Annotated in this window: 25 protein-coding genes; 14 read left to right on the top strand and 11 right to left on the bottom strand. The window is 43.7% G+C overall.

Going from position 1 to position 21,720, the window contains the following annotated elements:
- Positions 1–45: 45 nt before the first annotated feature.
- A complete protein-coding gene (locus ACFGVS_RS28050; RefSeq protein WP_439696478.1) occupies positions 46–1,122 on the bottom strand; it encodes an acyltransferase family protein in 1,077 nt (358 codons plus the stop codon).
- 361 nt (positions 1,123–1,483) lie between these two features.
- Entirely contained in the window at positions 1,484–2,719 is a 1,236-nt protein-coding gene (locus tag ACFGVS_RS28045) for a PQQ-dependent sugar dehydrogenase (protein WP_439696477.1), read from the bottom strand.
- Between the two features lie 164 nt (positions 2,720–2,883).
- On the opposite strand from ACFGVS_RS28045, the gene ACFGVS_RS28040 reads away from it, so the two are divergent.
- A complete protein-coding gene (locus ACFGVS_RS28040) occupies positions 2,884–3,969 on the top strand; it encodes a DNA topoisomerase IB (RefSeq protein ID WP_439696476.1) in 1,086 nt (361 codons plus the stop codon).
- Positions 3,970–4,281: 312 nt separating this feature from the next.
- Here the strand turns inward: ACFGVS_RS28040 and ACFGVS_RS28035 are convergent, their stop codons facing one another.
- The 6 genes from ACFGVS_RS28035 to pdxH form a co-directional block, all read right to left on the bottom strand.
- Positions 4,282–6,645, bottom strand: a complete 2,364-nt coding sequence (locus ACFGVS_RS28035; protein ID WP_439696475.1) for a M56 family metallopeptidase — start codon at positions 6,643–6,645, stop codon at positions 4,282–4,284.
- Between the two features lie 11 nt (positions 6,646–6,656).
- Positions 6,657–7,013: a BlaI/MecI/CopY family transcriptional regulator gene (locus ACFGVS_RS28030; protein ID WP_090653318.1), complete on the bottom strand. Its 357-nt coding sequence runs from the start codon at positions 7,011–7,013 to the stop codon at positions 6,657–6,659.
- A gap of 164 nt (positions 7,014–7,177) precedes the next feature.
- On the bottom strand, positions 7,178–7,363 hold the full coding sequence (locus tag ACFGVS_RS28025) for a hypothetical protein (protein ID WP_090653319.1): 186 nt from the start codon (positions 7,361–7,363) through the stop codon (positions 7,178–7,180).
- Between the two features lie 48 nt (positions 7,364–7,411).
- The gene (locus ACFGVS_RS28020; protein WP_090653320.1) at positions 7,412–7,954 is read right to left on the bottom strand and encodes a DUF6934 family protein; all 543 of its coding nucleotides are present in this window, start codon (positions 7,952–7,954) and stop codon (positions 7,412–7,414) included.
- Positions 7,955–7,973: 19 nt separating this feature from the next.
- A complete protein-coding gene (locus ACFGVS_RS28015) occupies positions 7,974–8,471 on the bottom strand; it encodes an NADH-quinone oxidoreductase subunit C (RefSeq protein ID WP_439696474.1) in 498 nt (165 codons plus the stop codon).
- Complete coding sequence (pdxH, locus tag ACFGVS_RS28010) at positions 8,468–9,115, bottom strand: pyridoxamine 5'-phosphate oxidase (RefSeq protein ID WP_090653322.1); 648 nt, start codon at positions 9,113–9,115, stop codon at positions 8,468–8,470. Before pdxH ends, ACFGVS_RS28015 begins: the two co-directional genes overlap by 4 nt.
- Before the next feature lie 107 nt (positions 9,116–9,222).
- Here pdxH and ACFGVS_RS28005 point away from each other — a divergent pair, with 107 nt between their 5' ends.
- A complete protein-coding gene (locus tag ACFGVS_RS28005; protein ID WP_090653323.1) occupies positions 9,223–9,786 on the top strand; it encodes a YqgE/AlgH family protein in 564 nt (187 codons plus the stop codon).
- A 260-nt stretch (positions 9,787–10,046) separates the two neighbouring features.
- The gene (locus ACFGVS_RS28000) at positions 10,047–10,928 is read left to right on the top strand and encodes a glycosyltransferase family 2 protein (protein WP_439696473.1); all 882 of its coding nucleotides are present in this window, start codon (positions 10,047–10,049) and stop codon (positions 10,926–10,928) included.
- 176 nt (positions 10,929–11,104) lie between these two features.
- Here ACFGVS_RS28000 and ACFGVS_RS27995 read toward each other — a convergent pair whose 3' ends face one another.
- On the bottom strand, positions 11,105–12,319 hold the full coding sequence (locus tag ACFGVS_RS27995) for an NAD(P)/FAD-dependent oxidoreductase (RefSeq protein WP_439696472.1): 1,215 nt from the start codon (positions 12,317–12,319) through the stop codon (positions 11,105–11,107).
- On the opposite strand from ACFGVS_RS27995, the gene ACFGVS_RS27990 reads away from it, so the two are divergent.
- The 3 genes from ACFGVS_RS27990 to ACFGVS_RS27980 all read left to right on the top strand — a co-directional run bounded on the left by ACFGVS_RS27990 (position 12,318) and on the right by ACFGVS_RS27980 (position 14,654).
- Positions 12,318–12,929, top strand: a complete 612-nt coding sequence (locus ACFGVS_RS27990) for an NADH-quinone oxidoreductase subunit A (protein ID WP_439696471.1) — start codon at positions 12,318–12,320, stop codon at positions 12,927–12,929. The genes ACFGVS_RS27995 and ACFGVS_RS27990 overlap by 2 nt on opposite strands.
- Positions 12,922–13,404 (top strand): NADH-quinone oxidoreductase subunit B, encoded by a 483-nt coding sequence (locus ACFGVS_RS27985; RefSeq protein WP_439696470.1) that lies wholly within the window; start codon positions 12,922–12,924, stop codon positions 13,402–13,404. The genes ACFGVS_RS27990 and ACFGVS_RS27985 overlap by 8 nt, the downstream gene beginning before the upstream one ends.
- Positions 13,405–13,760: 356 nt before the next feature.
- On the top strand, positions 13,761–14,654 hold the full coding sequence (locus ACFGVS_RS27980; protein ID WP_439696469.1) for an alpha/beta hydrolase fold domain-containing protein: 894 nt from the start codon (positions 13,761–13,763) through the stop codon (positions 14,652–14,654).
- Positions 14,655–14,775: 121 nt separating this feature from the next.
- Here ACFGVS_RS27980 and ACFGVS_RS27975 read toward each other — a convergent pair whose 3' ends face one another.
- Entirely contained in the window at positions 14,776–15,405 is a 630-nt protein-coding gene (locus tag ACFGVS_RS27975) for a hypothetical protein (RefSeq protein ID WP_439696468.1), read from the bottom strand.
- Positions 15,406–15,498: 93 nt separating this feature from the next.
- Here ACFGVS_RS27975 and ACFGVS_RS27970 point away from each other — a divergent pair, with 93 nt between their 5' ends.
- Together ACFGVS_RS27970 and ACFGVS_RS27965 are read left to right on the top strand one after the other, a co-directional pair.
- Positions 15,499–16,005, top strand: coding sequence for a hypothetical protein (locus ACFGVS_RS27970; RefSeq protein WP_439696467.1), 507 nt, complete (start codon positions 15,499–15,501; stop codon positions 16,003–16,005).
- A complete protein-coding gene (locus ACFGVS_RS27965) occupies positions 16,005–16,538 on the top strand; it encodes a GNAT family N-acetyltransferase (RefSeq protein ID WP_439696466.1) in 534 nt (177 codons plus the stop codon). Before ACFGVS_RS27970 ends, ACFGVS_RS27965 begins: the two co-directional genes overlap by 1 nt.
- A gap of 115 nt (positions 16,539–16,653) precedes the next feature.
- Here the strand turns inward: ACFGVS_RS27965 and ACFGVS_RS27960 are convergent, their stop codons facing one another.
- Entirely contained in the window at positions 16,654–17,232 is a 579-nt protein-coding gene (locus ACFGVS_RS27960; RefSeq protein ID WP_439696465.1) for a fasciclin domain-containing protein, read from the bottom strand.
- 431 nt (positions 17,233–17,663) lie between these two features.
- Between ACFGVS_RS27960 and ACFGVS_RS27955 the strand changes: the two genes are divergently transcribed.
- The 6 genes from ACFGVS_RS27955 to ACFGVS_RS27930 all read left to right on the top strand — a co-directional run bounded on the left by ACFGVS_RS27955 (position 17,664) and on the right by ACFGVS_RS27930 (position 21,715).
- Positions 17,664–18,059: a hypothetical protein gene (locus ACFGVS_RS27955; protein WP_439696464.1), complete on the top strand. Its 396-nt coding sequence runs from the start codon at positions 17,664–17,666 to the stop codon at positions 18,057–18,059.
- 117 nt (positions 18,060–18,176) lie between these two features.
- Complete coding sequence (locus ACFGVS_RS27950) at positions 18,177–18,557, top strand: hypothetical protein (protein WP_439696463.1); 381 nt, start codon at positions 18,177–18,179, stop codon at positions 18,555–18,557.
- A 63-nt stretch (positions 18,558–18,620) separates the two neighbouring features.
- Complete coding sequence (locus ACFGVS_RS27945; RefSeq protein WP_439696462.1) at positions 18,621–19,760, top strand: 5-(carboxyamino)imidazole ribonucleotide synthase; 1,140 nt, start codon at positions 18,621–18,623, stop codon at positions 19,758–19,760.
- A 58-nt stretch (positions 19,761–19,818) separates the two neighbouring features.
- Complete coding sequence (locus tag ACFGVS_RS27940; protein ID WP_439696461.1) at positions 19,819–20,169, top strand: four helix bundle protein; 351 nt, start codon at positions 19,819–19,821, stop codon at positions 20,167–20,169.
- Positions 20,170–20,202: 33 nt separating this feature from the next.
- Positions 20,203–20,700 carry a 5-(carboxyamino)imidazole ribonucleotide mutase gene (purE, locus tag ACFGVS_RS27935; RefSeq protein WP_090652997.1) on the top strand — a complete coding sequence of 166 codons (498 nt, stop codon included), beginning with the start codon at positions 20,203–20,205 and terminating at the stop codon, positions 20,698–20,700.
- Positions 20,701–21,025: 325 nt separating this feature from the next.
- A complete protein-coding gene (locus ACFGVS_RS27930; protein ID WP_439696460.1) occupies positions 21,026–21,715 on the top strand; it encodes an ABC transporter ATP-binding protein in 690 nt (229 codons plus the stop codon).
- The last annotated feature ends 5 nt before the right edge of the window (positions 21,716–21,720 follow it).

Genomic DNA, 21,720 nt, shown 5'->3' with positions numbered 1-21,720 from the left:
AAAAAATTGACTGGTAATAAAAGTCGATCATTTGTTATCATCTCATCAGCCCTGCTGCCGCTTACCACTCAAATACTTCCTTACCGGAATATCATAAGCCACCATGGCCAGGTAGCCCATACCAACCAGCAATATTACGCCTGCAATTACTATATAAACAATTTGGCTGGTTGGCGGCTTGTGGCTTATTACATAATTGCCAAAAAACCAGATACCCACATAATGGGTCATATACAATGGGTAAGAAATATTACCCGAAAAGTTGCAGAGTTTTTTAAGGCCTCCCGAAAGCGTGGCACCTGCCCCCAAAGCGATAAGCAGCGGAAAATAAAAAAGAACCACGAGCAATTGAGCAAGCCAGTTCCATTTACTATGGGGCATCATTAATGCCGCTAACAGTAATAGGGCAAGCCCAATAAAGCCAAGCTTGTTTTTGATAATGAAGTTAAACCGGTATACAAGCAGCCCGGCTGTAAACGAATAAAAAATGCGGGCACCGCCTTCCCAAAAGTTTTCGCCGGCCCAGCCGCCCGATAATATTTTGGCATGGAAGGCCACAAAACTCAGCGCTGCCGCGGCTATAACCAGCAATACAACCAAATACTTGCGCGCAAGCTTGTAAAGCACCAACGCATAAACAATATTTGCTATATACTCCCAAAATAACGACCATGCAGGCGCGTTAAAACTAAACAAGTTAAAATACCGCTCCTGCATGGCCGGGAACGGGATAAGCAGCATCGAGCTTACAAATATCAACGCCAGCCGGCCAACACTGTAAGCCTCCGGGTGACCGCCAAACGGATCAACAAGAAAACCAATAAGGCCCAACACCGAACCTAAAATAACCAACGGATGCAGCCTGATAATCCTTGATTTAAAAAACTCCAGCACGCCCATTTTACCAATCCGGTCATCATAAGCATAACCTATTACGAAACCCGACAGGCAGAAAAAAAAGTCGACAGCGAGGAAGCCGTGGCCAATAAAGTTTACATCGTAACTTGGAAAAAGGAACTCGGTAAAATGAAATACCACTACCGCCAAAGCGGCAACACCGCGCATGCCGTCCAGGATTTCGAAGTGTTGTTTGGTTTTTAAAGTTGCAGGAATAGTGCTCATGAATAGTTATTGCGCCGGCCATTGGCCACGGCGCTTTTTAAAGATATGTGTGATGTTTCAAGAATACCGATTAATATCAAACCCGGCAAATATTTGGCGGCATTTTTCAGGGTCAAACGCATCTAATTGGGTTAACATAACTTAACACATTTCAGATAAAATATTCATAAATAGCTAATAATCAATATTTTATATTTTATCATGGTTAACACTAAACTGATAGCCAATTTAGGCGCATCCAAATATTTGTGCCTGTTTTAACTATTTAAATGCGTTTGCCCTGCGGCGTTTTTAACTATCTTTATAAAAAACAAAATCCCGGATGGTTGCCCATTCGGGATTTTGTGATGCTTTTTATTTACTATTGTTTAGCTATCCTGTACATTTTGCCATTATCAGTTACGCCGTACAACGCACCGTCTTTACCGGTGGCAAGCGACCGCCAGCGTTCGCGTTTATCTTTAAACAGGCGCTCCTCGCCTACAACTTTATTATCTTTAATGACCAGGCGTGCAATGTGCGATCCGCTGAGGGCGGCTACAAAAAGGTTGCCCTTCCATTCCGGTATCATATCGCCGGTGTAAAAAGTGATACCGCAAGGCGATATAACAGGGTCCCAGTAATAAACGGGCTGGGTTACACCCTCTTTTTGCTGAATACCATCACCAACTTTTTCGCCACTGTATTCAATACCATAGGTAACCACAGGCCAGCCGTAATTATTGCCCGGGCGGATGATATTAATCTCGTCGCCGCCGCGCGGACCAAACTCATCTTCCCATAGTTCGCCGGTTGCGGGGTTCCAGGCCATCCCTTCGGGGTTGCGGAAACCGTAGGCATAAATTTCGGGCAAGGCATTTGGGGTATTGGCAAAGGGGCCACCCGGCACCGCCTTACCATCTTTGGTTAAGTGCAGTACTTTACCAATAGCAGCGCTCAGGTCCTGCGCTTTCATGCGTATATCGCCGCCAGAACGTTCACCGGTGCTTACAAACAAGTTGCCTTGCTTATCAAACAAAATGCGGCTGCCGTACTGTAAAGCACCCCTATAAGCGGGCTTTGCACGGTATATCACTTCAATATGCTCTACCTGGGTTTCATCTGCAGATAATTTACCTTTAGCTACGGCCAGTACGTTACCTTCGGGGGTTACTTCGGCATAATCCCAAAAAATCATCCGGTTGGTTTTAAAATCAGGATCGATGTTAACATCCAGCAAGCCGCCCTGGCCCTGGGCCAATACCGCAGGTAAATTGGCTATCGTTTTATCAGCCTGTCCATCAGCTTTTAAAATACGCATAGTGCCGCCCTTTTGAGTTATCAAAAAGCGGCCATCGGGCAATACGCAAAGCGCCCAGGGTTGCTTTAACTCGCTGTTAATAACGGTTGCGGTTACCGCCATTTTGGTTTTAACGCCTGTGATACGCGTTTGACCGGGGAAGGCTGATTTATAATCGCTGTTGGGCTTAATGGTTTCAACAGGTGCACCTTTGCCGGTATCGGCAGCCGCAGTTTGTTGCGGGGCTGCATGGCAGGCAGCTATCCCGGCTGTTAACGACAGGCTTAAAATGAATGTTTTACAGTTGTTAGGCAGCATGAATTTGGTTAATAAATGTTTATGATACATTAATAGCTAAAACTACAAATTGGTTTTGAGGATAGCCTGTATATGCTGTAAAAATATTATGACATGCCCCTATGGGCTATTGATTCTTAGCCCTTCCCCTAAAACTTAATCCCCTACCCCTTGTTGTAATTTGCATGAATCGCCTGGTACAAAAACTCGAAAAAATTGGTCGCGACCCAAAAGTTACGGCAAAGGCAGTTGGCTTACGCTATGTTTCAGATTCAACCCCAGGCTATACCCGAAAAAAAGCGGGCAAAGGCTGGAGTTATTATGATGCCGGCGGCGCGCTGGTAAAGGATAAAGAATTGATTGCGCGTTTTGCCAAACTGGTTATCCCACCTGCTTATACCAATGTGTGGATCTCACCTTATGAAAACGGGCACCTGCAGTTTACAGGTACCGATGCGACAGGGCGTAAACAATACCGTTACCATGCCGGCTGGAACCAAATCCGTAATCAAAGCAAATACCACCGCCTGCAAACCTTTGCCGAACACCTGCCTGCCATACGCGCCCAGGTAGATAAAGACCTGGCCCGCCACAACCTTGATCATGAAAAAGTTGTGGCGCTGGTGGTACGCCTGATGGAACTGACCAGCATTCGTGTGGGTAATGCATCGTACAAAAAGCTTTACGGGTCGTTTGGTTTAACCACACTGCTTAACAAACATGTGGCCATTGAAGGATCAAAAATAAAGTTTGAGTTTAAAGGTAAAAAAGGTGTTTTTCATAAAGTAGCCCTGCAAAGCAGGCGCCTGGCCAACCTGGTAAAGCAATGCCGCGATATACCTGGCAAAGACCTTTTTCAGTATTATAAACCCGATGGTGAACGGTGTAGTATCGGCTCGGGTGATATTAACGATTACCTGAAAGGCATTACCGGCGAAGATTTTACCGCCAAAGATTTTCGCACCTGGAGTGGTAGTGTAAGCGCCCTTTACGCCTTTAAAGAGGCCGGCGAGTTTCAAAACATAACCGAATGCAAAAAGAAAATTGTAAGCGTATTGGATGAGGTAGCCATTAACCTTGGCAACACCCGCACCGTTTGCAAAAAATACTACGTACACCCAACGGTAATAAAAAGCTACGAGGAAGGCACTATATTTAAATACCTTGAGAAAATTGACAGCCACGAAGATGCCAAAGCTGCTGAGTTGAATATTGCCGAAAAAGCACTTTTACAACTCCTGGAAACAGAAAAACTCGCGGTAGCGAGTTGAGGGGGGATTGTCGGAATCGGAATTGCTCTCAGAATTTTTAAATCAACAGAATTAAGAAGTGTTTTACAACACGATCAACCATTCAACAAGTAACAGGGTTGATTAAGCTAACGGGGATAGTAAACTTATCAACTACTAACCATTTAACTGATCCTATTATTAACTTAATCAACCTTGTTTTTTGTAGTGGATGATTTATTAAGTTGATTGTGTTAAGTGATTGGCTATTTTGAATGAAGATTTTGATCAGCAACAACTTAATCAACCCAATCTAACTCAATCAACTACTCACTTAATCACCCAATCAACCACTCACTTTTTCTTCTTCAACTCAATAACAATCACACCTTGTTTGGCTTTTTCGCCGTATTTTTTGTCTGTGGCGGCATCGTTTTTAAGCACGCTTATATTTTTGATATCATTTTGATTTAGGTTTTTGAACTCGCCCTGGGTAACCTCTTTACCATCTACCAAAATCAGCGGGCTTGCCTTGTCGTCATTCCGGGGGCGTATCCGCAAAATTTTAGTTGCGGTAGCATTTATTCCATTTTTGCTATCAACCATAGTTACCGGATCACCATCGGCTGTCATCATCACAATGGTATCCATTGGTGTGGTACTATTTAAGGTAATGGCATTACCTTTTACCACTATGTTTTTACGAATTGGCTTGCCGTCCCATCTGGTAACCATTGTAGCGCCCGAAGCCGCAGCACTACCCGCCACCCTTTTGGTGGCCCTTACACCACTTAACCCTGTGCCTGTTACCGTAATGGGTTCAGCATCGTCGTTATCATCCGCAGCGCCTGCAATCGAGGTGACATCATCTATCTTCAGGTTAGATTTAAGTGCCTTTGTGGATTTGGCCGATACGGTTACTTTGCTGAGGCCTTTAACCTTACCTACTACTACGGGATCGGCAGAGTTAACCGTATAAGCGTAATAAATACGTTTTGTTTTGCCGTTTGCATCCTTTAAAGTATCACCGGCAATTTTCATATCCCTTATAAAAACTTTATCAACGCGGCCTTTTGTATGAGCGGGGCTAAAATCCATAACTGTAGCAAACCCGGCACCTGTTGTGCCCTTATATTTATCCAGCTTTTCTTTAAATTTTAAGCCCTCGGCCGAGTTTTTTGTGGTAATAAATACCAGCCCTACATTATCTGCCACTTTATCATCAACAAGCTGTGCAGCATCGCTGTTTTTAAATACATTAACACTAAGTATATCATCGGGATTTACATTTTTGATATCTCCTTTTTTACCGTTAATGTAATACATAACCGAGTCGTTTCCATTGATATGGATAGCAAAAGCCCGTTTGGTGGTATCGGCGTTTACCATATCTTTTAAAATAAAATTCACTTTGGCATTCACATGCTCAATAGCCCCCTTATTAACGCTGTTTATCTTAATCTTGCCTGCGGCTACCAGTTGTGCTATCTTTTCTCTCAGGGCTTTACCTGCCGCTGAGTTTTTCCTTGTCGCAAAGGCCACTGCATGTTTGCTATCGCCCACATTAAAATATTTTTTGGCGTCAGTTGCTGTAAGGTAATCTATACTTTCAGTATTATCGGCAAAGCTATTGGCATTTGATACCTGTACACCGTCCAAATAAAATACAGCGCCGGTATTATCATTATCCGCTTTACCTTTGGCTGTGTTTGCAGGGGTTTTATTTTCGTCCTTACCAGGCAAAATCAATTTTATGGTGGCAGCCAGCTTATTTATGCCCACGGCATTACCTACATTATTTGATAATATAGTTATCGATTTAAAAGCATCGCTCTTTTTTACAAAATCGGCTTTTGAAATACTAAAAACCAACAATAGCCCAACTACAACAGGCACCATGAACACGTACCGGGTGAGGTTTATTTTTGAAGATCGTTTGGCGTTCATCATGATGATACGTTTTTTAATGGTTGATAAATTGAAATGGTTTACAATGCCGGGTTGCGTGTTATTAAAACTTACCGATACCAGGCTATACTGGTAAGTTTTGCTGTCGATGCCTTTTTTAAGGATCTTTTGATCGGTTATAAATTCTATGTTTTCGCGAATAGCCCTTTTCATGAGCCAAATTCCCGGGTTAAACCAATAAAAAATGCTGCTTAGCTCGGCCAGCAAAATATCGGCCGTGTGCCATTGGTTTACGTGCACCTGCTCGTGCAGTAAAATTGCCTTTAAATCGGCAGGCTCATGGTTGGCCGGGTTAACAAAGATGCTTTGCCAGAATGAGAATGGCGCAGCATCTTTATCCATCAGCCTAACCTGGTGGTTGCCAATGGTAGCAGGCTTGGAATTTTTATATAAACGGTACAACGAAAACAGCTGCACAAACAAGCGGATGGCCAGCAAGGCTGCTCCTACCCAAAATATAAGCTCAACATAAGCCCAGTAACCGGGCTTATCAACTGTTTTTGCCAGGGCTTGCGCGGGCGCCTGCCAGTTTATAACTACCTGCTGAACAGGCCGGGCCAATTGCTGGTGGCGCTGTATAAAATCCGACAGGTTTATTTGGGGGTAAATGCTGGCAAACAATATAGCTGCAAGCAGGTAAACGCGGTTAAGGGTATAAAACGTAAGGTGCCTTAATACCAGGTAATAACCGGCGCAAAACAACAACAGGGCAATATTTACTTTAAGCAAAAAAACAAACAGTGCTGGCATGGCTTTAGGGTTTATTGTTTTTCAATCAGTTTAATGATCTCTTGCAGGTCTTTGGCGCTTAGTTTTTTATCCTTAGCGAAAAAGGTAACCAGGTCTTTGTAGGAGTTTTGGAAGTAATCGTTCACAAAACCACTCATAAAGCGCTTTTTGTATTCCTCCTCTTTTATGGCCGCGCTGTAGCGTAAGGAGTTGCCCATTTTTTCGCTTTGCAAAAATCCTTTGCGCTCCAGGTTTTTTATAGTTGATGCCAGCGTGGTATATGGCGGCTTGGGTTCCTCCATCTGGTCAAGAAAATCTTTTATAAAACCCACCTCGCATTGCCATACCGCCTGCATGGCTTCTTCCTCTTGTTTTGATAATTTCTCCATTATTAATTACGATTATTTCGTAAATCTACGAATAGTTCGTAAATAACAAAATTATTTAACAAAAATTAACAAAGCCAAGAATTGGATGTTATCGTATTGAAAATTTGGCATAAAAAAAACCGCTAAAAGCGGCTTCTTAATATCATAGTTTAATTACAGTTTATTTATTTAGCACGTTTAGCCACAGCCTCAAGTTCGGCCATAAAATCATCAGCATCCTTTTTTGAGCGGATCACCTGGCTCAAACTGTCGTTATTGATGGTTTTACCATTTGATGCAACCGGCGCACCACCTTTAACGGTAGCAAGTTTTTTAAACTGCTCAATCTTCTTTAACATTTGCTGATCCATATACAAATATAACTAAAGTTCAATTATTATAAACAAATATACTATCGCTTATTTTAGACGAAACATATAATAGCGATACAAATCTTTATTTTCCCGTGCATAATCAAAAGATTCGGGTCTTGGTTTTGCGATAGCATGACCATCATCATCTTTTTCGTAATCTCCGTTTCTAAAAATACGTACATACCAATCAACACCAATAGCAGTAAAGTAGTTACTGAGGTATTCTCTATTATACTTATACATTCTATGATATAATCTGGCCCGAAAATCATCTGACCCATCAATGCCAACAGTTAAAGTAGGGTTTTGCTGTAAAAACGTAAGGCCAAGAAATAAAACAGTGGAAAATACCTTATCCAGATTAAGATGTCTCAATTTAACATTATCCTTAAATCCGCCCCTCCCGTCAGGAGGACCAAAGCCAAGGTTGAATACATCTGGCAACAACGGATCTGGATGTGGACCAATAAGGATGAGTATTTCCTGCGTCGAGCCGTCGACTTGCGGAGCCTCAAAAGTCATCTCTGTCAATGTGTCTACCAATTTTAGCGGAGGGTAAATCTGATCGAAGTTTATAGTAACCTGCATAAATTAAAAAGGGGCTTCCCTAATCTATCTTAATCCCCTTATAATACTCCGCAGCCTTATAATCTTTACGTAACGGGAAACCATCCCAGTCATCAGGTAATAAAATGCGGCGCAGGTCGGGATGGTTGGTAAAAAAGATACCTAACAGGTCATAAGCTTCGCGTTCGTGCCAGTCGGCAGTGCGGTATATGGCGGTGATGCTTTTAAATTCGGGTAACTGGTCGCTTTCCCGGTCATGGGGCTTGCTTATCTTCAGGGTAAACTGGGTTTTATACGGAATAGATGCAAGGTGATAAACCACGCCGTAGCGATTAGTTTCATCGTTATAATGCAGCCCGCTGATGCTCGATAAAAAATCGAAATACGTTTTGGGGTTATTACGCAGCTCCAGGCACACCCGGTCAATATCGTCGGGGTTAATTAGCAAGGCAGGCTGCAGGCCGCCGGTTTCTTCGCCGGCAATAACAGCCTCGCCAAATTTTTGGATAAGTAATAATTTAATGTCGTTAAACATCATGGGGCCAAACGTACTTTTTTCCAGGTTTTTTTATCGGTTTTCTTATAAAGGATACGGTCATGCAACCTGCTTGGCCTGCCCTGCCAAAACTCTACAAGCTGTGGCTTTAAAATGTATCCCCCCCAGTACGATGGCTTCGGAATTTCTTTGCCTTCGTATTCGGCTGTAAGCTGGGTTTGTTTATCTTCAAGCACTTTCCTGTCTTCAATTTCCTGGCTTTGCGGCGATACCAATGCACCTATCTGGCTATCTACAGGGCGCGAGTGAAAATATCGTTCAGATTCTTCCTTGCCCAATTTCTCCAATGTACCCTCAATACGCACCTGGCGTTCCAGTTCGCCCCAAAAAAAGGTAATGGCGCCATGCGGGTTTTTGGTAATTTCTTTACCCTTGCGGCTCAGGTAATTGGTATAAAACATAAACCCCTCTTTATTAACACCTTTCAGCAAAACAATCCGGGCCGATGGCTTTCCGTTTGTAGTTGCCGTAGCCAGCGTCATGACGTTAGGTTCGGGCAATTTTGCGGCCAGCGCTTCGTTAAACCATTGTTCAAACTGGTTCATCGGGTCGGCTTTGGTGCTGTTTTCCAATAAAGTGGCGGCAGAATACTCCTGCCTTAAATTTTGTAGTTCCTGCTCGTTCATTTATGCAAACTTACTAATTAATTAATCCGTATATATTGATATATTTTCATTTTCATAATTGAACATATTTTTACTAAGCTTGTTGTGTTATTTAAATTTAAACCTGTATGTTAAGTACTATATCGGCAGCCGCCGGGCGTCTGCTTATTTCGGAACCCTTTATGATGGACCCGAACTTTAAAAGATCGGTCATTATCCTCACAGAATTTTCTGTCGATGGCGCCATGGGCTTTATTTTAAACCATCATGGCGAATATATGCTTGGCGACGTACTGCCCGATGTATCGTACTCCGAAATGCCGGTGTATGAAGGTGGCCCCGTGGGCAAAAATACACTGCACTTTATCCATCGTGTACCCGAAAAAATTGACGGTGGTATCGAAATTGCTTCCGGCGTATATTGGGGTGGCGATTTTGAGCAAATAAAAAAGCTGGTAAGCAACTACCAGCTTAACGAAACCGAAATAAAGTTTTTTGCCGGCTACTCCGGCTGGACGCCCCAGCAACTCGACGAAGAAATTGCCGCCGACAGCTGGATAGTAACCGACAAGTTTGCCCCCGAAACCCTTTTTGAAGGCGAAGAGCACAACCTGTGGAAAGACGTGATCAAGGGCCTGGGTAATCGCTATGCGCATATAGCCAACTTCCCCGAAAACCCAGCTTTGAATTGAGCGAACGGTGAGTAGTGAGCAGGGAGTTTTGGTTTGTAGTTTGATTATTTTAAAACAGCAGTAGTTTAAGGGCAATCCCGTTGGTATAAACGGGTCGGGCTGTGTGCTCATACGCCGATATCCTAATGTCATTAAGTTAAAAATCTAAAATGATTTAATATCGAACACTGAATGTCGAATAATGAACAGAAGACTTCGGTGTTGGACATTCAAAATTCATTATTCGATATTATTTGGACTACTGTATTACCTTTGCCTTAATGAAAGTATCCGGATTTACCTTTATCAGAAACGCGGTTAAAAACGATTATCCTATTGTTGAGGCCATCAACTCCATTTTGCCCCTTTGCGATGAGTTTATAGTAGCAGCTGGCAACTCGGATGACGGAACGCGCGAACTGATCGAGGCCATCGGATCGCCAAAAATCAAGATCATCGATACCATTTGGGACGATTCGCTGAAAGATGGCGGCCGTGTGTTTGCAGTAGAAACGGATAAGGCTTTTGCGGCCATATCGCCGGATAGCGACTGGGCATTTTATATCCAGGGCGATGAGGCGGTACACGAAAAATATCACCCCCTTATCAAAAAGGAGATGGAAGATGCGCTGAATAAGCCCAACATTGAAGGCCTGTTGTTTAAATATCTTCATTTTTACGGCTCCTATGATTACTACGGCGATTCGCGCAGGTGGTACCGCCGCGAAATCCGCCTGGTAAAAAACATCAAAGGCATACATGCTTACCGCGACGCGCAGGGTTTCCGCCTTAACGACCGGAAGATTAAAGTAAAGCTGATTGACGCGTACATTTACCACTACGGCTGGGCCAAGCCACCGCAGGGATTGAATAACAAGATCCGCAACTTCAACAAGTTTTACCACGACGATGCCTGGATGGAGCAAAACCTGCCCGAAACTTTTGAGTTTGATTACAGCAACGCCGATAAGCTGGTGCGCTTTACAGGCACCCACCCGGCCCCCATACAAAAACGCATTACCGCTACCAATTGGAATATTGATTTTAGCACAAAAGAACTGCGCAAAGCGATGACTTTTAGGCGTAAATTTTTACAGTTTGTAGAGAAATATAGCGGATGGCGGATTGGAGAGTATAGGAATTATGAGATAGTGGAGCGGTAGGTTTCTCGGCTTTAAAAGCGAGGCCTGTGCGATTCCTTCCTTGGGGAAGGAGGAGGAAGGGGTTTCGTCAATGCTTGTTATACCCGAATAATTCGTGGCATAGCGCATAAACCCCTCCCTGCCTTTGCACACGATTCAACCGCACCCCTCCCGTGGGGAGGGAATTAAAAAAAGAACTACATATTCTGCGCAATCACAAACCCGCTGGCCCAGGCCCATTGAAAGTTGTAGCCGCCAAGCCAGCCGGTAACATCCACACATTCGCCGCCGAAGAAAAGGCCGGGGACTTTTTTTGCTTCGAGGGTTTTGGACGATAGCTCGTCGGTTGATACACCGCCGCGCATTACCTCGGCTTTGTCGTAGCCTTTGTCACCGGCGGGTTTTACTTTAAAACCGTGGATTAATTGACTAATATCTTCAATCTCGGTTTTGGTGAGCGATGCCAGGTTTTTCTCTACAGGCAACCTATCGCTCAGCGCCTCGGCAAATTTGCGGGTATACAGGCCGGCCAGGTAGGCCAGCAGCATTTTTTTGCCGTTGGTTTCTTTTTCCTGCTGAATCATGTCGGCAATGTTTTGATTGGGGAGCAGGTCGATGTAGATGGTTTCGCCAGGTTTCCAGTACGAGGAGATCTGCAATATGGCCGGGCCGCTTAATCCCCAGTGGGTAAACAGGATGTTTTCTTCAAAGCTGATCCTGTCGTTCCAAACGCGGCAGAAAATGCTGTTGCCGCTCAGCTGCTCAAACCAGGGCTGATCCTTGCCGGTAATGGTAAGCGGCACCAGGGCGGGGGCGGTATCGGCTATTTTTAAATCGAACTGGCGGGCAGTGCGTAATCCAAAATCGGTAGCTCCCATTTTGGGGATCGGCAAACCGCCGGCGGCTACAACCACACTTGGCGCGCTTAAAAATTCCTGTTTGCCGTTAACCTCAACCCTAACGGTAAAACCATCGTCAGTTTTTTCAACCATCTTCACCTCGGCATTGCACCAGATATCCTGTTCCATATCGGCACAAAGATTGGTGAACACTTCAACTATATCTTTTGCTTTATCATTTTCGGGAAATAGCTGGCCCAAAGTTTTTTCTTTACCTGTTATGCCGTAGGTTTCAAAAAAACTGATGGTATCGTCCACCGTCCATTGCGAAAATGCTGATTTACAAAAGTGTGGATTTTGCGATATAAATTGTTGGTCGGTAGCGTACAGGTTGGTGTAATTACAGCGGCCGCCACCACTTATCAGGATCTTTGCTCCTACACGGTCGGCCTTTTCCAGTACCAGGGTACGCTTGCCTAAAAAGCCGGCTTGCACCGCGCACATGAGGCCGCAGGCGCCGCCGCCAATAATTATTGCGTCAAAATCTGTTTGTTTTGTTAATTTTGTTGTCATGACCGAGGTTTCGCAAATATCAGAATTTGGAAAGATACTCATCTTTCTTATCACCGGGATAATAATGGTGTGCGTGATATTTTTTTTCAACCGGTTACTGGCCCCCAGCAACCCCAATTACGAGAAGCTAACTTCCTATGAATGTGGCGAAGAGCCTACCGGCAATGCCTGGCTGCCCTTCAATTCGCGTTTTTACGTTATCGCGTTAATATTTTTATTGTTCGATGTCGAGATGGTGTTTGTGTTCCCCTGGGCTACCGTTTTTGGCAACCACGAGCTGATTGCTGCCGATAACCGCTGGGGATGGTTCTCGCTGGCCGAAATGTTTATCTTTTTAGGCGTCCTGATATTAGGCCTGGTTTACGTTTGGGCCAAAGGTGATTTGGAATGGATAAAAGCCAAACCAACCGTGCCAACAACCGATGTAAACATCCCGCTATCGTTTTACCAACGATTGAACCTGGAGCAAGGCAAATTTGTTGTAAAACCATTTAGCATGACCAGCGAACCTGTTGCACCGGAGCCTGTTGCTGCCGAAACACCTGCGGAGGCGGCCCCGGTACGCAAGCCCATGTTTAAACCCACCTTTAAAAAGCCCACAAATGAGTAGCGATATAACCAGTGAAGACGGCGGTGTAGTGATCACCAAAATGAACGACCTGCTTAACTGGGCGCGTTTATCATCCCTGTGGCCCCTAAGCTTTGGGATAGCCTGCTGCGCTATTGAAATGATGGGTTCCATGGCATCTACGTATGATCTTGACCGTTTTGGCGTATTCCCCCGCCCATCAGCCCGCCAGGCCGATGTTATTATTATAGCCGGCACCGTTACCTTTAAAATGGCCGAACGCATCAAGCGCCTGTACGAGCAAATGCCCGAGCCCAAATACGTAATCAGCATGGGCTCATGCTCCAACTGCGGCGGCCCCTACTGGCAGCACGGCTACCACGTGGTAAAGGGAGTTGACAGAGTGATCCCGGTTGATGTGTACGTACAAGGCTGCCCGCCACGCCCCGAAGCTTTGATTGGCGCAATTTTGGAATTGCAGAAGAAGATTGAAGGGGAGAAGTTGATAGGGGCGTAACGGATAAACGATAGCGTTGTTCACGCGAACGTCAATCAATTTATATAATAAAATGTCGATGAGCGAGGCGGGAGGTGCCTGGTGGCGAAGAGAAAACTGCCTCTTGAGCGTAGCGAAAAATCTTATACACCCTGTATAAATAAGCTTTTCAGAATGCAGGGCGTATAAGATTTCTCACTCGTACCTCGTTTCGATTACAAATGAGTCGGCTACCCCTCCGGGTTCAATCTTGCAATTACCCCTTTTTATCACCTCCGGGCCGCCGTTGGCCGTTGTTTCGCTAAATTCAAAGGTTACAAGAATTTTGTGGGTGAAAAACAGCTATCTAAAACCTATCTTTAATCAACCAATAAATTATGAAAAAACTTATCGTTTTATTCCTGCTGTTTAGCAATTGCGCTATCGCCCAAACATCCACCCCCAAGCAACCATTTTTCCCCAAGGGGACGGTGCTCTATGGCGATATTAACTACGCCGGCGATACGTTAAAAAAACACCTGCTGGATATTTACCTGCCGCCGGTAGTAAAAAGCAGTTACCCGCTTATTGTTTGGGTACATGGCGGCGCCTGGATGCTGAATGATAAATATGCCGATATGGGCTACATGACCGAAACCCTTAAAGGTTTTATTGATAAGGGATATGCTATAGCCTCGATAGATTATCGCCATAGCACAACTGCGCCTTTCCCGGCGCAAATTCAGGATTGTAACCGGGCGGTGGAGTTTTTATACCGGCACGCAGCTAAATACAAATTGGATAAGGATAAAATTGCCCTCATTGGGTTTTCGGCAGGCGGGCACCTGGCTTCGCTGATGGGTTTATCCAACAATGACAATATTAAGGGATTTTATGCTGATGGCAAAAAGCCTTCGTTTAAAATCAAGCTGGTACTTGATTTTTATGGCCCGTCGGATTTTCTGTCGATAAAAGGCAATGAATCAACAGATCCCAACAGCCCGCTAACGCTGCTGTTAGGCGCCAGGGTGTTCGACCGGCCCGACCTGGCAAAAATAGCCAGTCCGGTTACTTATGTTGATAAAAACGACCCGCCATTCCTGATTGTACAGGGCGAAAAAGACGAATCTGTAAATCCCGGCCAATCTATTTCCCTCAGTTTGCACCTCAAGCTTGCAGGCGTAAAAAACGAATTGATTATTGTACCCAACGCCCCGCATTACGGGGTAATGTTTGATGCGGGCGATGTAAGGAACAAAGTGTTTGCCTGGCTGGACGAGTATTTGAAGTAGTTTTGTTTCCGTAGAGGAGACGCAGAATTGCATCTCCCACGGGATATTCAGGATTTGCAATGTCGATTTGCCTGTTCGATTTGCAAACGGGAGACGCAATTATGCGTCTCTACCTTTTTGCTTATGACAACATCACATTACGCTCTTTAACAATCTCTTTCAGCAATACCTGTAATATCACCGCGTTCCAGTCATTGGCGAAGTTTTTGCTTTTGCACTGCTTTTTGTTTTGGCAGTTGTAAATCATAAAATAGGTACTGTAACTGCTAATGGCTATGGTGTGCCAGGGTAAAATATCCTGCTGGTCCCAGCATATGCCTGCAAAATGGAAGCTGATGCCGCAAAGCTCAAAAGTCTGGTGAATTTTGTACAGGTCGTGGTAATAGTTAAACAGGTTTACAAAGTAGTTTTGCCATAATTGCTGGATAATATCATTCCAAAGCGTGCCATAAACTTCTTTACGGATGCCGTAATAACTGCCCAGCTTAATACGCGAAATTTTACGGTCGTCGGCTTGCACCTCCACAAAATACTGGCGGCCAAAAACAAACCGATAGCCCCTTATCCAGCTAACCCCATACCTGAAAGCTGCGATATTGGCGGCAGGCAAAAAAGCAGAAGAAGCTAACGGCGAAGCTTTTTGTATAGTAATGCCATCTGTGTTAAATACCAGCTTTTGGGTTATTTTTTGCGTAATAAGGCCCGGTATTTCAATTGTGTTGGCAGCATTCATCCGCATAAAAATAAGCATCAGTTTTAATATTTTTTTACAGATAAAAAATAAAAGGTCCGATACGTTTGGTTTTTATAAAAAGTATAACTTTATGCTATAAAATACACCGCCATGGCAGCACAAAACCAATCATCAAAGTTCAAAGATGCTTTGCCTACTATTTTCTGGCTTGGTTTTTTAACCGGCACGCTGGATGGCATGGCTGCCATTATCTGGAGCTTTATTACCAACCCAAAGGTGGGTGCCGATGTTATTTTTGAATTTATTGCAAGCGCCGTATTTGGCAAGGCGGCTTTTACCAGCGGCACTCAAATGGTAGTGGCGGGCGTGTTTTTTCATTACCTTATAGCATTTTTGTTTACCACCGCCTTTTACCTGCTTTACCCGTTTTTTGATAAGCTTATCCGTAATAAATATATTATTGCCGTTGTTTATGGCATTATAGTTTGGCTGGTAATGAACCTGGTTGTAGTGCCATTAAGCAAAATTGGTTACCATCACATTAAAGTGCATGTAGCTTTAACCGGGTTGGTTATCCTTATCGTTTGTATTGGTATACCCGTTGCGCTTATTGCCGATAATAAATACTGGAAAGCTAAATTTTCTCCAAAAAAATAATGGGTATTGTTTTTCCATCAGCCGCTTTCCCGCAATTAAAAACTGACAGATTGGTTTTAAGGGAACTTGTACCTGCAGATAGCGGGCAGCTTTTAGCTATCCGCAGCAATGAAGCTATAAACCGTTTTATAGGCCGCAGTAACGTGCAAACTATGGAGGCCATTAATCAATTCATCGAGGCCCGCAAACAGGATAGGCTCGAAGGGAAAGGTGTGTATTGGGCTATCCAATTAAAAAACACTCCCGGCGTTATTGGCACCATTTGCTGCTGGAATTTTGATTACTACGCGGCAACGGCCGAAATTGGCTACGAACTGCTGCCAACATACCAGGGCAAGGGCCTGATGGGCGAGGCCATCAAAAAAGTTATCGCGTTTGGGTTTAACAATATGCTGCTTAAAACTATAACCGCCTGGCCAATGCCGCAAAATGAGCCGTCGGTTAAACTATTGGAACGCAACGGGTTTACTTATTCGGAAACGATAGACGGGCAACTGGTTTATAAACTGAACAATACCGGGCTGGTTGTTTAATAACACCAATAAAAAAGGGCCTGGCTTTTTACTGCCAAACCCTTTGGATTTAAAATTGATCATTAATTCCGGTATTTATACCGGGATGCCTTGCTTTGAGTGCAGCGCTGCTAAATTATTGCGGCATCAGCACGCCATTTAAGCCATGGATAACGCCGTTTGAAGCCATAGTATCAAACGAGACAACTAATGCTGCATTCCCTTTGGCATCTACAATTTGTAAATTGCTTTTATCATTTACCGATAAGGTAAGGTTATCACCATCGATTGTTTTTAATACTGCTTTTCCTTTACCGGCAGTTAAAGCTTTAATGATATCGGCTTTGGTGTATTTACCGGCAACTACATGGTAGTTTAGTACTTTAGCCAGTTTGCCATGGTCTTTGGTCAAATCGTCCATCGTAGGCTTTGGTACCTTACTGAAAGCTACATCATTTGGTGCAAATACGGTGAATGGGCCGGGGCCTTTTAATTCAGGTTCCAGGTCGGCAGTTTTAACGGCCAGTGCCAATGGGGCAAAATCTGTAGTACTGCTTAAAACGCCAACTACATCGCCCGATGCGGCAGCAGGAGCGGCGGGTGTAGTTGCAGGGGCTGTTTTAGTTGTATCGGTTTGTTGGGTTTGCGCCATTACGTTGTTCGATAAAAATTCGATGCCTAACGCGGCCACAGCAATTAAAACTGACTTTTTCATGTTCATCTTTCTTTTTGATTTTGTTCGTAAATTGAAATGTAAATGAGTAGTAGTTTTCCTGATAGTTTTTTCTTTTAAGTTATATAATTAATAAATAAACACAGGTGTTATAACTAATAATTACACAAAAGGTTTTTAACTGACACGAATTGCACGAATTGAGGCGAATTGCACGAATTGGAAAAGAGGGTGAATTTCTTGAATTTGAGGGGGTTAAACCAGTGTAGATGTTGTGATTATTTTTTTAAAGAAATTTAAGCCGAGAGCACAATTGACTGTTGAATAAGGGGATGACAGGACAGAAAAGCTGCCCGAAAACGTGTTTATTCCGGGGTGGACACAGCGGTCTTTAATCAGTATTTCTATTTCGGCAATAAAAATGTAGTTTTAAAAAATTGCCGCTCAGCCTTCCGGGGCTTGTTATATAAGTTATGAAAATCTGGAAATTACTTTTGTTGCTGTACCTGTTTTCGGTTCTATTATCCATCGTACTCAGTTTTGTATTTATTCTGTTCACGGTTAAGGGCCAGTGGGATAATCACCTGGTACCATCAACCCTGGTTGGCGCTTTATTGCTTAATATCCCTATAACGCTTATTGAGATTCCGGGCCTTTTTATGTCCATCAACTTTAAAAATGCAAAAAGCAGGGCGTTTATCTCCTGTTTACTTACACCGGTGGCTATTTTGCTGTACGTGCTGTTAGGCACAAAGCTGCAAAATGACGATAAGCAATTTTATGCGCTCCATTTTGTAGCACAAATAATTGTACTTTGTTTCATGTTTTTCAGGAAGTTAACGCCCGATAATATTGTTGAGGAAGATTGAAAATAGTGCAGTGTAGTAATTTGTGACATTCATATTAAAGCTTTAAGCAAGCTATTACATTATTTTGCACCTGCATATAAAACATGGCCTGCGGGCTATGCCCAAAAACATTCAACTATGAAAGTACTCGCCAGGCAACTATTTAAAACGGTTATATTTTCTGTAATTTTATCAATAGCTGTTAACAGCATTTACTACGCCATTACCCAAAAAGGGGCCGACTACTCCACCGCCCTGCCTAAAATTTGTGAAGGGATAGTGTTGCTCAACATTATCGTTTTTATAATGTCGTTGCCATCATTATTCCTGGTAAACCCGGCTTACTGGAATAACCTGCCGGTACGGTTGCCGTTGTATTTTGGCGGGCCTGTAGCGTTTATAGTAACCATATTTACTATGCAGTTACCTCCGCAGTATAAGGTGATTTACCTTATCACCGGGTTCATATTTTTAATAGTGCACAGCGTTTTTTACTACCTGAGGATAAAAAAAGGATAACAACCCAGATATAAAAGCAGGTTATGGGTTTTTGAAAGATTTCAGGTAAACTTGCAACATCAAATGAAAGCATTTTACGGAGATTTGAAATTAGGTATTTTAGGCGGCGGCCAGTTAGGCCGCATGCTGATACAACAGGCTATAAATTATAATGTTACGGTTAAAATCCTCGATCCCGACAGGGAAGCACCCTGTCGCAAACTTTGCGACGAGTTTACCGTAGGATCGTTAGGCGATTACGAAACCGTATACAATTTTGGCAAAACTGTTGATTTGCTTACCATCGAAATTGAGAAGGTAAATGTGGATGCGCTGGAGCAGCTGGAGAAAGAGGGAGTGCTGGTTTATCCCCAATCGCGCATCATCAGGCTGATACAGGATAAAGGTTTGCAAAAGCAATTTTTTAGAGAAAACGATATCCCTACCGCCGATTTCCAGATCATATCGTCGCCCCGGGAATTACTGCAAAGCACCATTCCTTTTCCTTATATCCAAAAACTCCGCAGGGATGGCTATGATGGTAAAGGCGTTTACAAGGTAGTTGATGAAAGTTACCTTACCAAGGCTTTTAAAGAACCAAGCCTGATAGAGCAATGGGTTGATTTTGAAAAAGAAATAGGCGTAATAGTAGCACGCAACGAAAATGGCGAGGTAAGCACCTTCCCGCTGGTCGAGATGGAATTTAATCCTGAAGCCAACCTGGTTGAGTTTTTAATTTCGCCGTCGACCCTGCCATTTGAAATACAGCAGGAAGCAGAGCAGATTGCCAAAAAAATAGCCGAAAGCCTGAAAATTGTAGGACTATTGGCCGTTGAGATGTTTTTAGATAAAAACGGCAAAATATTGGTTAATGAACTTGCCCCTCGTCCGCATAACAGCGGTCACCAGACTATTGAGGGCAACGTGGTATCGCAATTTGAGCAACATTTAAGAGCCATATTTAACCAACCTTTAGGCGATACTGCCTGCCTTAACAATGCCATTATGGTGAACGTATTGGGCGAAGCAGGTTACGAAGGCCCGGCGGTTTACCAGGGTATTGAGAAGATACTGAAAGTGCCAGGGGTATATATTCACCTATATGGTAAAGCGTTGACTAAACCGTTCCGCAAAATGGGGCATGTGACGATAGTAGATGCCGATAGGGAAAAAGCTATTGAGAAAGCAAGATTTGTGCAGAAGATGCTGAAGGTAGTAAGTTAAGAAATTGTTCATGGTTCATGGTAGAACACATTATTGTAAGTCGTTTAGTTTAGGTTTTATGGCATTTAGATTCGAGGATTTACAAGTTTGGCAATTGGCCATGGATTTGGATGAGCAAATTAATCAGCTGACTAAAACTTTCCCTAAAGAAGAAATTTACATTTTAACTTCACAGATAAAAAGAGCCGCCGATTCGGTAGTTTTGAATATCGCTGAAGGTTCCACAGGGCAAAGCAAAGCCGTCTTTAAAGTATTTTTGGGATATTCGCTCCGGTCGGCAATAGAAGTAGTAAGCTGTTTGTTTATCGCAAAAAGAAGAGGGTACATTGCCCAAGAGGAATTTAAGATATTATATAATGAATATGAGGTAATGGTGAAAAAAATAACTGCACTCAGAAATTCCATCTGACCATTTTTTACCATGAACCATGAACTATGAACTATGAACCAAAAACAACCAAAAGTAGCCATCATTATGGGCAGCAAATCCGATCTGCATATTATGCAGGATGCCGCCGATGTATTAAAAGAATTAGGTGTTGAATACGAAATTACAGTAGTATCGGCACACCGCACGCCCGACAGAATGTTTAGCTATGCCCGCGCAGCTGCCGACCGTGGTATTAAGGTAATTATTGCCGGCGCCGGTGGCGCTGCTCATTTGCCTGGTATGGTGGCATCGTTAACCCATTTGCCGGTTATTGGGGTACCTGTAAAATCAAGCAACTCTATTGATGGCTGGGATTCGATACTGTCGATATTGCAAATGCCCAATGGTATCCCGGTTGCTACTGTAGCCCTGAATGCGGCCAAAAATGCGGGGATCCTTGCAGCACAAATCCTATCCACCGCCGACGAATACCTGGTTAAAAACCTCATCGACTTTAAAGAAGACCTAAAGAAAAAGGTTGAAGAATCGGCGAAGGAAATGGAGGGGTAGATTTTGCAAATGTGCAGATTTCAAATTACAGATGTGCAGATGAGAGGGATTATTTGAGAATTTGAAGATTTGAGAATTTGAAAATGCCTTTAGCTCTGTTTATCGAGGGAGCTTAACCAATACTTTGTTAATTTCTGAATGATCGGAAACAGGTAACCGTTCTAATCTTTCTTGGTGGCGTCATAGCCATTAAAAAACATGGCTATGTCATTAAATAAAAAAATGTAGCCTTTAGCAGCTATAAGCATGCTATTTCCCGGATATTTAGGCAAACCGATGTGGTAACAAATTGGTTGGCAATTTATCAAAGTATAAAAATTATCCGTTGGAAACTATTCTTCATATTCAAAATCTCAGTAAAACATACCAAAGCGCCGGGCGTACGCTTACCGTTCTCGACGATATCAACTTCGCGATAACTGAAGGCTCTACCAATGCCATCGTCGGGCCATCGGGCAGCGGCAAAACTACCCTGCTGGGGCTATGTGCGGGGCTCGACCGATCGAGCACCGGCTCGGTGGAACTAAATGGCATCAGCCTGGGCAACTTAACCGAAGACCAGCGCGCGCAGGTGCGCAACCAGTATGTAGGCTTCATTTTTCAGAATTTCCAATTGCTGCCAACACTTACAGCTTTGGAGAATGTGATGGTACCGCTGGAGCTCCGGAACGAAAAAAACATTAAGGCAAGGGCATTGGATTTGCTGGACAAAGTTGGCCTCGCCGATCGCGGACATCACTACCCTTCCCAATTGTCCGGCGGCGAACAGCAAAGGGTTTCACTGGCACGGGCATTTTCAAACGCACCCAAAATTCTGTTTGCCGATGAGCCAACCGGTAACCTGGATGCCGAAACCAGCGAAAAGGTGATTAAACTCATCTTCGACTTGAACAAGGAAGCCGGTACTACCCTGGTTGTAGTAACCCACGACCTTGACCTGGCGGCCAAAACACAACGCATCATCAGGATAAAAGGCGGCAAGCTGGTATCCGACGAAAAAACAATTAACGGGTAAGTTAT

The organism is Mucilaginibacter sediminis (genome assembly GCF_051903035.1).
Lineage (GTDB): Bacteria > Bacteroidota > Bacteroidia > Sphingobacteriales > Sphingobacteriaceae > Mucilaginibacter.
This window is presented reverse-complemented; position numbering and strand designations above follow the sequence as displayed.

Coding starts and splice junctions, on each gene's coding strand:
- ACFGVS_RS27995 (WP_439696472.1), bottom strand. CDS start 12,319: ATGACAACAAAATTAACAAAACAAACAGATTTTGACGCAATAATTATT.
- ACFGVS_RS27950 (WP_439696463.1), top strand. CDS start 18,177: ATGAAAGTACTCGCCAGGCAACTATTTAAAACGGTTATATTTTCTGTA.
- ACFGVS_RS27945 (WP_439696462.1), top strand. CDS start 18,621: ATGAAAGCATTTTACGGAGATTTGAAATTAGGTATTTTAGGCGGCGGC.
- ACFGVS_RS28035 (WP_439696475.1), bottom strand. CDS start 6,645: ATGCCAGCACTGTTTGTTTTTTTGCTTAAAGTAAATATTGCCCTGTTG.
- ACFGVS_RS28015 (WP_439696474.1), bottom strand. CDS start 8,471: ATGATGTTTAACGACATTAAATTATTACTTATCCAAAAATTTGGCGAG.
- ACFGVS_RS28025 (WP_090653319.1), bottom strand. CDS start 7,363: ATGGATCAGCAAATGTTAAAGAAGATTGAGCAGTTTAAAAAACTTGCT.
- ACFGVS_RS28020 (WP_090653320.1), bottom strand. CDS start 7,954: ATGCAGGTTACTATAAACTTCGATCAGATTTACCCTCCGCTAAAATTG.
- ACFGVS_RS28005 (WP_090653323.1), top strand. CDS start 9,223: ATGTTAAGTACTATATCGGCAGCCGCCGGGCGTCTGCTTATTTCGGAA.
- pdxH (WP_090653322.1), bottom strand. CDS start 9,115: ATGAACGAGCAGGAACTACAAAATTTAAGGCAGGAGTATTCTGCCGCC.
- ACFGVS_RS27960 (WP_439696465.1), bottom strand. CDS start 17,232: ATGAAAAAGTCAGTTTTAATTGCTGTGGCCGCGTTAGGCATCGAATTT.
- ACFGVS_RS27940 (WP_439696461.1), top strand. CDS start 19,819: ATGGCATTTAGATTCGAGGATTTACAAGTTTGGCAATTGGCCATGGAT.
- ACFGVS_RS27975 (WP_439696468.1), bottom strand. CDS start 15,405: ATGCTTATTTTTATGCGGATGAATGCTGCCAACACAATTGAAATACCG.
- ACFGVS_RS28040 (WP_439696476.1), top strand. CDS start 2,884: ATGAATCGCCTGGTACAAAAACTCGAAAAAATTGGTCGCGACCCAAAA.
- ACFGVS_RS27985 (WP_439696470.1), top strand. CDS start 12,922: ATGAGTAGCGATATAACCAGTGAAGACGGCGGTGTAGTGATCACCAAA.
- ACFGVS_RS28000 (WP_439696473.1), top strand. CDS start 10,047: ATGAAAGTATCCGGATTTACCTTTATCAGAAACGCGGTTAAAAACGAT.
- ACFGVS_RS28045 (WP_439696477.1), bottom strand. CDS start 2,719: ATGCTGCCTAACAACTGTAAAACATTCATTTTAAGCCTGTCGTTAACA.
- ACFGVS_RS28030 (WP_090653318.1), bottom strand. CDS start 7,013: ATGGAGAAATTATCAAAACAAGAGGAAGAAGCCATGCAGGCGGTATGG.
- ACFGVS_RS27965 (WP_439696466.1), top strand. CDS start 16,005: ATGGGTATTGTTTTTCCATCAGCCGCTTTCCCGCAATTAAAAACTGAC.
- ACFGVS_RS27955 (WP_439696464.1), top strand. CDS start 17,664: ATGAAAATCTGGAAATTACTTTTGTTGCTGTACCTGTTTTCGGTTCTA.
- ACFGVS_RS27970 (WP_439696467.1), top strand. CDS start 15,499: ATGGCAGCACAAAACCAATCATCAAAGTTCAAAGATGCTTTGCCTACT.
- ACFGVS_RS28050 (WP_439696478.1), bottom strand. CDS start 1,122: ATGAGCACTATTCCTGCAACTTTAAAAACCAAACAACACTTCGAAATC.
- ACFGVS_RS27990 (WP_439696471.1), top strand. CDS start 12,318: ATGACCGAGGTTTCGCAAATATCAGAATTTGGAAAGATACTCATCTTT.
- purE (WP_090652997.1), top strand. CDS start 20,203: ATGAACCAAAAACAACCAAAAGTAGCCATCATTATGGGCAGCAAATCC.
- ACFGVS_RS27980 (WP_439696469.1), top strand. CDS start 13,761: ATGAAAAAACTTATCGTTTTATTCCTGCTGTTTAGCAATTGCGCTATC.